At 72.3% G+C, this 11,633-nt stretch carries 6 protein-coding genes; 3 read left to right on the top strand and 3 right to left on the bottom strand.

Annotation, left to right across the window (positions count from 1 at the left end):
* The first annotated feature begins 83 nt into the window (after positions 1-83).
* Both AB0K36_RS12655 and AB0K36_RS12650 read left to right on the top strand, forming a co-directional pair.
* Positions 84-2,294, top strand: a complete 2,211-nt coding sequence (locus tag AB0K36_RS12655) for a discoidin domain-containing protein (RefSeq protein ID WP_435877850.1) — start codon at positions 84-86, stop codon at positions 2,292-2,294.
* A 58-nt stretch (positions 2,295-2,352) separates the two neighbouring features.
* On the top strand, positions 2,353-3,441 hold the full coding sequence (locus AB0K36_RS12650) for a DUF1996 domain-containing protein (protein WP_364592251.1): 1,089 nt from the start codon (positions 2,353-2,355) through the stop codon (positions 3,439-3,441).
* Between the two features lie 118 nt (positions 3,442-3,559).
* Here AB0K36_RS12650 and AB0K36_RS12645 read toward each other — a convergent pair whose 3' ends face one another.
* The 3 genes from AB0K36_RS12645 to AB0K36_RS12635 all read right to left on the bottom strand — a co-directional run bounded on the left by AB0K36_RS12645 (position 3,560) and on the right by AB0K36_RS12635 (position 8,505).
* Complete coding sequence (locus tag AB0K36_RS12645) at positions 3,560-4,600, bottom strand: LacI family DNA-binding transcriptional regulator (RefSeq protein ID WP_364592248.1); 1,041 nt, start codon at positions 4,598-4,600, stop codon at positions 3,560-3,562.
* Positions 4,601-4,655: 55 nt separating this feature from the next.
* A complete protein-coding gene (locus tag AB0K36_RS12640) occupies positions 4,656-7,205 on the bottom strand; it encodes a glycoside hydrolase family 3 C-terminal domain-containing protein (protein WP_364592245.1) in 2,550 nt (849 codons plus the stop codon).
* A 118-nt stretch (positions 7,206-7,323) separates the two neighbouring features.
* Positions 7,324-8,505: a methyltransferase domain-containing protein gene (locus tag AB0K36_RS12635; RefSeq protein ID WP_364592242.1), complete on the bottom strand. Its 1,182-nt coding sequence runs from the start codon at positions 8,503-8,505 to the stop codon at positions 7,324-7,326.
* Between the two features lie 521 nt (positions 8,506-9,026).
* Between AB0K36_RS12635 and AB0K36_RS12630 the strand changes: the two genes are divergently transcribed.
* Positions 9,027-10,994 carry an ATP-binding protein gene (locus tag AB0K36_RS12630; RefSeq protein WP_364592239.1) on the top strand — a complete coding sequence of 656 codons (1,968 nt, stop codon included), beginning with the start codon at positions 9,027-9,029 and terminating at the stop codon, positions 10,992-10,994.
* Positions 10,995-11,633 lie beyond the last annotated feature (639 nt).

The following is an 11,633-nucleotide window of genomic DNA, read 5'->3' as shown; positions in this document are numbered from 1 at the left end:
ACCGGTCGGCGTTCAAGACATTGACAGGGTCAGCTCACCGCGCCAGTCTCGGAGAGCGCTCTCCCATCCTGCCCGACCACGGGATGTCGGGCTTGCCTCCTATCCCCCCGCCAGGAGCCGACGTGTTCAGACCCCCCTCAGCCGTGTCCGGCCGACCACGCGCCGGAACGCTGCTCCTCACCCTCGGCGCGGTACTCGCGTCCACCGTCACCCTCGCGACAGCGCCGAGCGCCGAAGCCGCGGAGACACTGCTGTCCCAGGGCCGGCCCGCCACGGCCTCCTCGCACGAAGGCGAGGCGTACGCCGCCTCCGCCGCGGTCGACGGCAACCTGACCGGCACCCGATGGGCCAGCTCCTGGAGCGACCCGCAGTGGATCCAGGTCGACCTCGGCAAGAGCGCGGACATCAGCCGGGTGGTGCTCCACTGGGAGGCCGCGTACGGCAAGGAGTACCGGATCCAGGCGTCGGACAACGGCACCGACTGGACGGACCTCAGGACGGTCGCCCAGGGCGACGGCGGCACCGACGACCTCGCCGTCTCCGGCAAGGGCCGCTACGTCCGCATGCTCGGCACCGCCCGCCCCGGCGGATACGGCTACTCCCTCTGGGAGTTCCAGGTCTTCGGAGACACGGACGGCACTCCGCCCGCCACCGGCGGCGCGGTGAAGGTGACCGGTTCGCAGGGCGACTGGCAGCTCACCGTCGGCGGACAGCCCTACACCGTCAAGGGGCTCACCTGGGGACCGTCCGTCGCCGACGCCCCCCGCTACATGCCCGACGTGAGGTCGATGGGCGTCAACACCGTCCGCACCTGGGGCACCGACGCGACGACCAGGCCGCTGCTCGACACCGCCGCGGCCCACGGCATCCGCGTGGTCAACGGCTTCTGGCTGCAGCCCGGCGGCGGCCCCGGCAGCGGTGGCTGCGCCGACTACGTCGAGGACACGACGTACAAGAACACCATGCTCGCCGAATTCACCAAGTGGGTCGACGCCTACAAGAGCCACCCCGCCACCCTCATGTGGAACGTCGGCAACGAGTCCGTGCTCGGGCTGCAGAACTGCTACAGCGGCACCCGGCTCGAGGCGCAGCGCAACGCGTACACCTCCTTCGTCAACGACGTCGCCAAGGCGATCCACACCATCGACCCGGACCACCCCGTCACCTCCACCGACGCGTGGACCGGCGCCTGGCCCTACTACAAGCGCAACGCACCGGACCTCGACCTGTACTCGATGAACGCCTACGGCGACATCTGCGGCGTCCAGGAGGACTGGGAGCAGGGCGGCTACACCAAGCCGTACATCATCACGGAGACCGGCCCGGCCGGTGAGTGGGAGGTCCCGGACGACGCCAACGGCGTCCCCGACGAGCCGACCGACGTGCAGAAGGCCGAGGGCTACACCAACGCCTGGAACTGCACCGTGGGACACCGGGGCGTCGCCCTGGGCGCGACGCTCTTCCACTACGGCACCGAGTACGACTTCGGCGGCGTCTGGTTCAACCTGCTCCCCGGCGGCCACAAGAGGCTCTCGTACTACGCCGTGAAGAAGGCCTACACCGGGTCCACGGCCGGCGACAACACCCCACCGGTCATCAGCGACATGTCCGTCTCACCCGCCTCGTCGGCGCCGGCCGGCGGCGAGTTCACCGTCCGCGCCGACGTCCGCGACCCGGACGGCGATCCGGTCACGTACAAGATCCTCCTGAGCGGCAACTACGCCAACGGCGACAAGCGGCTCGTGGAGGCCCGGTGGCGGGCCACCGGCAACGGTACGTTCGCCGTCACCGCCCCCGAGAAGCTCGGCGTCTGGAAGGTGTACGTGCAGGCCGAGGACGGGCGCGGCAACGCGGGCATCGAGACCAGGTCCGTCAAGGTCGTCGCGCCCCCGGTCAGCGGCACCAACGTGGCGCTGAACAAGCCCACGACGGCCGGCTCCTACCAGCGGGAGTACGGCGACTGCCCCTGCACACCCGCCAAGGCGACGGACGGTGACGCGGTCTCCCGCTGGGCCAGCGACTGGAGCGACCCGCAGTGGATCCAGGTCGACCTCGGCGCCCGGACCGCCATCCGCAAGCTCCAGCTGCACTGGGACCCGGCGTACGCCACGTCCTACGAGGTGCAGATGTCCGACAACGGCACCGACTGGCGCACGGTGCACTCCACGACCACGGGCAACGGTGACATCGACTCGATCGACGTGTCGGAGACCGCCCGGCATGTGCGTCTTCATCTGACGGCGCGCGGCACCGGCTGGGGCTACTCGCTCCACGAGTTCGGCGTCTACAGCTGACCTGGGCCCGGGCACGGCGTCGCACCCCTCCCCCACCCCTCTCATCCCGGAGGTCACAGTGAAAGTCGGTCCGAAGTCATTGTCCGCACTGCTCGTCAGCACGGCGCTGACCGCCTGCCTGCTGGGCACGGTGTCCTTCGCGTCGGCGGCCGACCCCGCCGGCCCGGCCCCCGTGGCGGCCGAGCCCCTGTCGGCCGAGCACGCCGGGCACACCATGAGCGGTTCGGCGCTCGCGTCCGGTGACGATCCCGACGGCGACGGCTACATCCCGGCGAACCCGCCGGTGACGGGCGTGACCCCGTCGCACCGGACCCCGCCGCCGCGCTACTTCCACGAGTTCCAGGCCAACTGCGCGGTGACCCATACCGCGCCGGTCGACCCGATCGTCTACCCCGGGCAGCCGGGCCGGTCGCACGACCACACCTTCATGGGAAACCGCTCGACGGACGCGTCCAGCACCACGGCGTCCCTGTCCGGCGGAGCCACGACGTGCAAGGTCCCCGGGGACCCGTCCGCGTACTGGATGCCGTCGCTCTACGACGCTGACCGGAAGATCCTTCCGGTCGGTGACCAGGTCATCTACTACAAGGCCGGCGTCACCGACTACACCAGCGTCCGTCCCTTCCCCAAGGGCCTGCGGTACGTGGTCGGGAACCCGACGCAGAGCCGCGAGCAGTTCCGTGCCCACCCCGGCTGGGTCGAGGGCTGGGAGTGCGGTGACAGTTTCGGCAACGTCGACTTCCCGCAGCACTGCCCTGCCGGGACCCAGCTCAACATCCGTATGCAGGCGCCCAGTTGCTGGAGCGGCCTGCACCTCGACACACCCGACCACCAGAGCCACATGGCGTATCCGGTGGTCAAGCCCGGCACCAACGACAATGTCTGCCCGGCGAGTCACCCGGTCGCGCTGCCCATGGTCGAGTTCAAGATGGCGTTCCCGGTGGACGGCGACATGTCCGAGGTGAGACTGGCCGGCGGCGGCGCCCACTCGTTCCACTACGACTTCTTCAACGCATGGCACGAGCCGACGCTGAAGGCCATGGTCGATCACTGCATCGTGGGCGGGCTGCAGTGCGACGCCCGCGGTTACGACCAGAGCCACCCCGAGGCCGGTGCGGCACTGACCGCCGACTACCGGCTGCCCTGACCGTACTCCCCTCCGACGGTGCTTCCCTCAGACCGCCCGGCCCGTCCCGCTCCCTGACCGCGGGACGGGCCGGGCCGCCGCACGCGACGCACCGTTCCGCGGGCTCCCCGCGACGCCGTTACGCGGAGGCCCTGACGACGAGCTCCGCGTCGAAGATCACCGACGTCGGTTCGGAGAGCGTTCCCTCGATCTGCTCCTGGAGCAGGCGCGCCATGGTCGCCGCCATCTCCTCCATGGGCTGCCGGACCGTGGTCAGGGGCGGCCGGCAGGCGGCGGCGAACCCTGAGTCGTCGAAGCCGATCACCGCCACGTCCTCCGGCACCCGCCGTCCCGTCGCCAGCAACGTCTCGACGGCGCCCAGGGCCATGAGGTCGTTGGCCGCGAAGACCCCGTCGATGTCCGGGTGTTCCGTCAGCAGTCGCCCCATCGCGGCGGTACCGCTCTCCGTGGTGAAGCCGCCCTCCGCGATCGGGATGTACGGGTGGCCGTAGCGGGCCAGGGTGTCACGGAAGCCGGCCAGCCGGTCCTGAGCGGCGGGCAGATTGAGCGGCCCGGTGACGGTGGCCACCCGACGGCAGCCGCGGGCAAGCAGGTGCTCGGCCGCGAGCCGTGCGCCGTCGCGGTGCGCCACGTCCACATAGCTGACCGGTGTCTGCGCGAGCGGTCTGGCGAACAACACGCAGGGCAGGTCCTCTTCGGCGAGCAGCGTGGGCAGTGGATCCTCGGCGTGAGTGGAGAAGATGAGCGCCCCGTCCGCGCTTCCCTGCCGCAGATACGACACGACCTCGCCCCTGGCGTTCTCCGTCTCGGCGAACATCAGCACCGGATACATGGAGCGGGGACGCAGGAATCCGACCACGCCGCTGACGACCCGGCCGAAGAACGGATCCGCCAACACCCGTGCCGCGAAAGCGTTCTGTTCACTCTCGGACTCGTCTCCCGCACCGGACACGACGAGCGCGATGGTCTCCGCCCGCTTGGTCACCAGCGACCGGGCGGCCCGGTTCGGGGTGTAACCGGTGCGCTGGATCGCGTCACGCACCATCTCCTGGATGGCAGGGTCCACGTTCCGGATGCCGTTGACGACCCGCGAGACCGTTGCGCGGGAGACGCCCGCCGCCCGGGCCACGTCCTCGAGAGTGGGGGTCTGTCTCGTCATGCCCGTACCCTATCGAGGCCCGTCGTGCGTGCGGGAGCGCTCTCCCGAGCCGGGATCAACCGGATCCGCGGTCTCCCGCCGCCACCACCCCCGAGAGGGCGATCCGGCCCGCCGACGGCCCCACGAGCACCTGGAAGACGCCCGGTTCCAGCCGCCAGGCCCGCTCCCGTACGCACCAGTGCCGCAAGGCCCGTCCCGGGACGTGCACGACCGCGGTGACGTTCTCCGACGGGGCCGCCTCGACCGCCGCGTAACCGGCGAACCACCTTGCCGGTCTCTCGACCACCGAGTCGGGCTTCGACAGATACACCTGGACGACTTCACGGCCGCCGCGTCCGCCCGTGTTGCGGAGGCGCACCCGCACGGTGAGACCGTCGGCGCCACCCGGCCCAGCGGGTTCGACGGGGTCCGTGGGATCCGTGGGATCCACCGTCATGTCCCGGTAGTCCCATGTCGTGTAGCCGAGGCCGTGTCCGAACCAGTACGCCGGCTCGCGTCCCTCGCGCAACCACGCCCGGTGGCCGATGTGCAGGCCCTCCGCGTAATGCAGGACTCCGCCGTCGGGCGTGGTCGCGGTCACCGGCACGTCCGCCAGGCGGGCGCCCCAGGTCGTGGGCAGGCGTCCTCGCGGTTCCGCGGCGCCGAAGAGCATGTCGGCGAGGCCCGCCCCGCCCTCCTGGCCGGGGAACCAGGACAGCAGCACCGCTCCGACCTCCTTGCGCCAGGGCATCTCCACGGGGCTGCCGGCGTTGACGACGACCACGGTGCGCGGGTTGGCGGCCGCCACCGCCCGGACGAGGGCGTTCTGCCCGCCGGGCAGGGCAAGGTCCTCGCGGTCCCGGCCCTCGGACTCGCTGTCCTCCGTGGTGCCCACGCAGACGACCGCGACGTCCGCGTCGCGGGCTGCGCGCACGGCGTCCGCGACGGCCTGAGCCGGTTCCGGACGCGGCGGCGCGGCGCTCACCAGAACGGCCCGTCCGGTGTCGGGGGCGAGTTCCCGGCGGGCCACGACGTGCACAGGCGTTCCGGCCGCCAGGGAGACGCGGCCGTAGTGGCAGGGCGGGTTGACATGGACGACGGCCGGATCGTCCGTTTCCCGCGGGAACTCACCGTCCAGGAGCAGAGCGCCGTCCACGGTGAGACTCATGCGCCCGAAACCGCCGACGCCGAGGGTCCATTCGCCGCCGGTGCCGGGCAGGAGGCGGGCGCTGATCTCGACGGTGTGCGCCCCCGGAGGCTGTGGCGGCTCCAGTTGACGACCGGACATGCGGCGCTCGGCGCAGAGCTCCCGGCCCTCCTTGTCCAGCACGCGCAGAAGGACCCCTGGCGATCCGGTCCGGGGGTCGCTGCAGTCGGCGGGGTCCAGCGGCGGCGGAGCGAAGACCGCGGGACCGGGCACGTGGACGACGCCCACAGCATCCCCGAGCGCGTCCCTGATCCCGTCGAGCGGGCCGGTGACGCTCTGCGGGAAGACCCCGGCGCTGCCACCGCCCTGGCACCGGGGGGTTGCGGCATGGTCGCCGATCAGCGCGACCGTCGTCAGGGCGTCGGTGGCGAGCGGGAGCACGCCCCGGTTCTCCAGCAGGACGGAGCCGGCGACCACGGCGCGACGCAGCAGCCGCCTGCGGTCGTCCTCGGGCAGAGGATCGCGCGGGGCGGGGGACATCGGAGAGGGGGCCGCGCCGGGCGAACAGGATGGCGCGGCCGAGGCCGGTGACGCCGGAGATCGGGATGAGGACGACTCGGCCGGGCCGAGGGCGCCGACCCGTCCGGCGAGCCTGAGCAGGCGGCGGACCTTGTCGTCCACGACCTCCTCGGCGACCGTTCCGCCGGTGACCGCGTCGAGCAGGGCGTCGCCCCACGGGCTGTGAGGTCCGGGCATCGCGAGGTCCTGGCCGGCGAGGGCGGATGCGACGGTGGAGCGCACCGCGCCCCAGTCGGAGACGACCGGCCCGTCGAATCCCCACTCGCGCTTCAGCGGCTCCGCGAGGAGAGCGTTCTCCGTCATGGTGTCGCCGTTCACGCCGTTGTAGCCGGACATGACCACATGGACGCCCGCTTCCACGGCGTACTCGAACGGGGCGAGAAAGAGCTCCCGCAGAACCCTTTCCTCGACGCGGACGTCCACGGTGAGCCGTTCCGTCTCCGAGTCGTTGGCCACATAGTGCTTGGCCGTGGCGGCGACACCGGCCGACTGGATGCCCCGGATCAGCGCGGCCCCGGTACGGCCCACGAGTACCGGGTCCTCGGAGAAGCACTCGAAGTGGCGGCCGGCCAGGGGCGAGCGATGGATGTTGAGGGTCGGTGCCAACACGACGTGCACGGACTTGCACCGGGCCTCGGCGGCGAGCAGTTGTCCCAGCCGCTCGACCAGATCCTCGTCCCACATCGCGCAGAGCCCGGTGGCGGACGGCAGCAACGCGGACGTCTCACGCTCGTCCCAGGCTTCCCCGCGCACACCGGCAGGGCCGTCGGACATCGTCATCGCTCCCAGCGCGACGGCCGGTTCGGCGGCCGTGCGCCATGTGGTGGCACCCGTCAGCAGACGTACCTTCTGCCGCAGATCGAGCTTGTCCAGCAGGCGGGTGAGGTCTTCCTCGTCCATAGGGCCCCTCTTCGACCTCTGAGACGCTCTTCGGAGAGCGCTCTCCGAAGAATGACCAACGTGATGCCGACTGTCAACGCCGACCGCCACAGGGCCAGAAGTACGGCCGACGAGTTCCTCAGCCCACGACGGGGACCGGATGGTCCGGGCTGTCGAGCCAGGCGGTTTGGCCTTCGGGCGACACCGTGAGCCCGAACCGTCCGATCCCGGGCCGGCCGGACAGGTCCCACCAGTGCCAGGCGGCCTCCACCTCGTCCCACAACGCCCTTGCCCCCGCCTGATGGACGACGGCGTCCTGCCCGTCGTCGCGGAAGACGACCACGGCCCAGGAACGGTCGGTCAGGCTGTACAACCACACGGGTCTCCTGCCGTCGCGTTCCTGCGCCACGGACCGGACGCAGTCCCGCACTTGCAGGCCGACGGCGAAGTGGGCGTCGTCGAACCGGCCGGTGCCGAAAGCTTTCTCCGTAATCGTCGTGGTGGACCGCTCCGCACCGTGGCCGTCCGCCGGGACGTAGTCCGCGTGCCGTGGCCAGGCGGGCCGCTGCGAGCGGAGCTTCATGAACTCCACCGGCTCGAGGAACCGGCCCGCAGCGCTGCGCCCATCGTCCGAGACGACGAGACGCACCGTGGCGTCCATGGTGCCGTGGCACGTGCCCCAGGGCACCAGGACCGTCCCGCCCGGCCGGGTCTGTTCCACCCAGGCGTACGGGAGTTCACGTACGCCGCAGGTGGCGATGATCCTGTCGTACGGCGCCCGGTGCGGGGCGCCGGCCGTGCCGTCCGCCGTGACGACGTCGACCGGGAGCCCGAATCGGCCGAGCGATCGCCGCGCGGCATCGGCGACGTCCGGGTCCACCTCGACACTGGTCACGTTCTCGGCACCGAGCCGGTGGGCGAGCAGGGCGGCGTTCCATCCGGTGCCGGTGCCGATCTCCAGGACCCGGTCTCCCGGTAACGCCTGAAGATCGCGCAGCATGGCGAAGACGACCGACGGCATGGACGCCGAACTGGTGGATTCCTCACCGGCCGTGCGGTCGCCGTGGCGGCGACCGTCGTCCCACTGGGTGACGATGGGCACGTTGGCATCGGCGTAGGCGTGCCATTCCCGCGGGTCCCGCGCACGGTCCACCAGGAACGAACCGCAGGTTCCCGTGTCGTAGGGCCAGATCACGTCCGGCAGGAACGCCGCCCGGCGCACGTGGGAGAAGGCCGGGATCCAGTCCGCGGTCAATACATTGCGGTCGAGCAGGCAGCAGCCGAGATCCGGCCACGCGCTGCTCTCGTGAAGCGACTTCAAGATCGGACACCCTCCACGGGCCGGTATCGGTGTCGCACGGAAATCCGTCCCCTTTCTGCGGTGGTCGGTTCGGTCACGCAGAACACTCTCCACGCTTCGAAGACGCCAATCACGGCTCCGCTATCGGCAAAGGGTTCGGTACCCGCCCGCAAGGCGGGACGGAACGCTCCGGAACGCGTCTTCCGACGCCTTCCCCCTATTGAAAGCCCGTCGCTGTGCCGGAACTCACGGAGAAGGCATCCCGGAAAGTCCGGTACACGTACTCACCCCGCCTCGTATACGTATTCACCGGACTGTCGTACCTACGTTTGTCATCACGCCAATAGGTATGTGCCGTACGGCAGTTCGACAAATCGTTGTGGGGTGTGATCCTGCGCCGGGTAGCGCCACTCGTCGCCGGGTGGTGCGTTGGGGTTGCCGTGGCGCCGCAGCAGTGACGGTTCTGTGCCCGGGGCTGCCGACCCCTGGGCCGTGGCGTCGCCCGTCGATCGCAGTCGAAAAAGGTACGGAGAGCGACAACAGTGTGGACAAGCGTCGGCGGCCCCGAGGCCCTGCCCGCTTCCAGCGTCCGGAGGCCCGGCCACATGGTCGGCCGGGAGCAGGACGCCGCGGCCCTGCGAGAACTCCTGACCGGCCACCGACTGGTGACGACGGCCGGGAGGGCCGGGATGGGGAAGAGCCGGCTGGCCGCCACCGTCGCGGCCTCTGTGACGGACGGACCGTGGCAGCACGTCGTCGAGGTGCGCTGGCAGGGCAGCGGTCCGGCGTCGTCCGGGGCCCTCGCGGCCACGGTGGTGCTGGCCCTGACCGGGGCCCGGCCGGCCCAGGACACGGTGGGTGTCGCCGAAGTGGTGCGCGGCCTGCCCGACGGGCGGACCCTTCTGTTCCTGGACGACGTCGATCCCGTCCACACGGAGTGCATCGGCCTGGTGCAGCACCTGCTGATGGCGGTGCCGGATGTGCGGGTGCTGGTGACGGCACGCCGGCCGCTGGGACTCGGTGACGAGCGCGTCCTTCGCCTGACGCAGCTGAGCGGCGAGGAACCGGTGGGCGGAGGTGGCCGGGCTCCGGCGGTGGAGCTCTTCCTCGACCGGGCGAGGGCCGCGGACGAGGGCTTCCGCGCCGAGGAGGCGGACCTGCCGGCTGTCGCGGAGGTCTGCCGGCTGCTGGAGGGTGTGCCGCTGGCGATCGAGATGGCGGCCGAACAGACGGTGCGTCACTCGGTGGACGAGCTCGCCGGTCTGCTGAGGGAACAGCAGGGGTGGTTGACGAGTCCTCGGCCCGTCCTGCGGCGGCACCGGTCGTTGCGGGAGGCGGTCGGGGCCGGATATGTGCTGTGCGAGCGGGAGGTGCGGATCGTGTGGGCCAGGGCGAGCGTCTTCGCGGGCCCCTTCGCGGAGGGGACGGCGGTGTTCCTGTGCGCCGGGGGCAGCGTCGAGGCCCGGCAGGTGCCGGGCTGCCTGGCCCGGTTGACGGCGGCGGGGGTCCTGGAAGCGGTGGGCGACCCGGGCGGGGTGCGCGAGCCGCGCTACCGGATGACCAGGGCCGCCCGTGAGTTCGGCGAGGAGCGGCTGAGGGACGCGGGCGAGTTCCAGGTGGCCGCCGAGCGGCTCGTGGTCCACTGCCGGCGTGTGGCCGCCGTCGCGGAGAGCCTGTGGAGCACCGGGGGCCAGACGCAGGCGATGAGGCTGGTCCTGGACGAACAGGACGACTTGAGGGCCATGGTGGAGTACGCCCTGGACCGGCCGGAGCATTCCGCGGACGCCCTCGAGACCGTCGTCAATCTGTGGTTCTGGTGGGTGGTGCACGACCGGGCCGAGGAAGGCCGCGAGTACCTCCTGCGGTTGCTGCCGCTGAACGATGCCGACGATCCCCTGGTCACCCGTGCTCTCTGGCTCGCGGCGTGGCTGAGCGCGGGGACCGATCCGGAGACGGCCCGGGTGCTGCTGGGCCGGGCGTGGTCGGCCGCGGTGATGGCCGGGGACGACGCCACCATCGGCCGTGTCGCCCATGTCCAGGGGACGCTGGCGCTGCAGGAGCAGGACGCGGAGGCCGCCGCCCGGCACTTCCAGGAGGCCGCGGACACCGTCCCGCCGCACGCGGCCGGCGGCCCCTCACCGGCGGTCAGCCAGGCCGCCGTCGCCGTGGCCGAGGCCATGTTCGATCCCGTTGCCGCCCGGCGCAGCGCCCGGCGCGCCCTGACCCGTCCCGGTGTCCGCGAGGACGCCTGGGCGTCCGTCGTCGCCCGGTACGCCCGGGCGTTCGTCGACCACCGGCACGGCCGCAGCGCCCGTGCCTGGCGGCGGGCACACCGCACGCTCGCCTCCCTCGAACCAGGGCTGCCCGACGTACACGGTGCCGCCGCCCTGCGCCGGCTGATGGCCGACATCGAGGCCGGGATCCCGGGGCGGCTGTGCCTGCCGGCCGCGCCGCTGCCACGGACCGGCGTGCCCGCGGCCCCGGCCGCGGCGAGCAGGGCGCCACGGTGAACCGGGCCCGGCGTACGACGGGCGTCCGCCGACCGCGCCGGTGGTCCGGCCGGCGCCGGCCGCGCCGGAGCCACGCGCCGCTGTACTGACCGGCCCCCGGGACCGCGAGCGGGCTCGCCCCCGGCCGGGGGCCGCGAGCGGGGCGGGTCCGGGGCCGCGCGAGCGAGCCCGCCCCGGGCCCCGGGGCCGCGCCCCGGTTCCGATGCCGGATCCGCCGTGTCGCGGGCCCGACGCCGGGGTTCGCCATGCCTCGGTCCCAACGCCGGGTCAACCGAGCCCCGGTCTCGGTGCCGCATCCGCCGCCCCCCGGTCCCGACGCCGGATCCACCGGGGGCGGGGCCGGACCCGGACCCGGGGGCGGGCCGGGGCCGGGGCCGGAGGCGGGCCGGGGGCGGGCCGACCAGGGCTCGCCGTGGGCGCGGCCGGGCCCGGCGTACGACGGGCGCCCGCCGACCGACGCGGGATCCACCGTAGGCGGGGGCCCGGTCCCGATGCCGGACCCACCATGGCCGGGGCCGGGGCCGGGCCCAGGTCCCGATGCCGGCCGCACCATGGGCGGGGCCGGGGCCGATCAGGGCTCGCCGTACCCGACCGGACCGGGCACAGGATGTCGGGTCCGACAGGATGGGGTCCTCCTAG

The organism is Streptomyces kurssanovii (assembly GCF_040677245.1).
GTDB classification, from domain to species: domain Bacteria; phylum Actinomycetota; class Actinomycetes; order Streptomycetales; family Streptomycetaceae; genus Streptomyces; species Streptomyces kurssanovii.
This window is presented reverse-complemented; position numbering and strand designations above follow the sequence as displayed.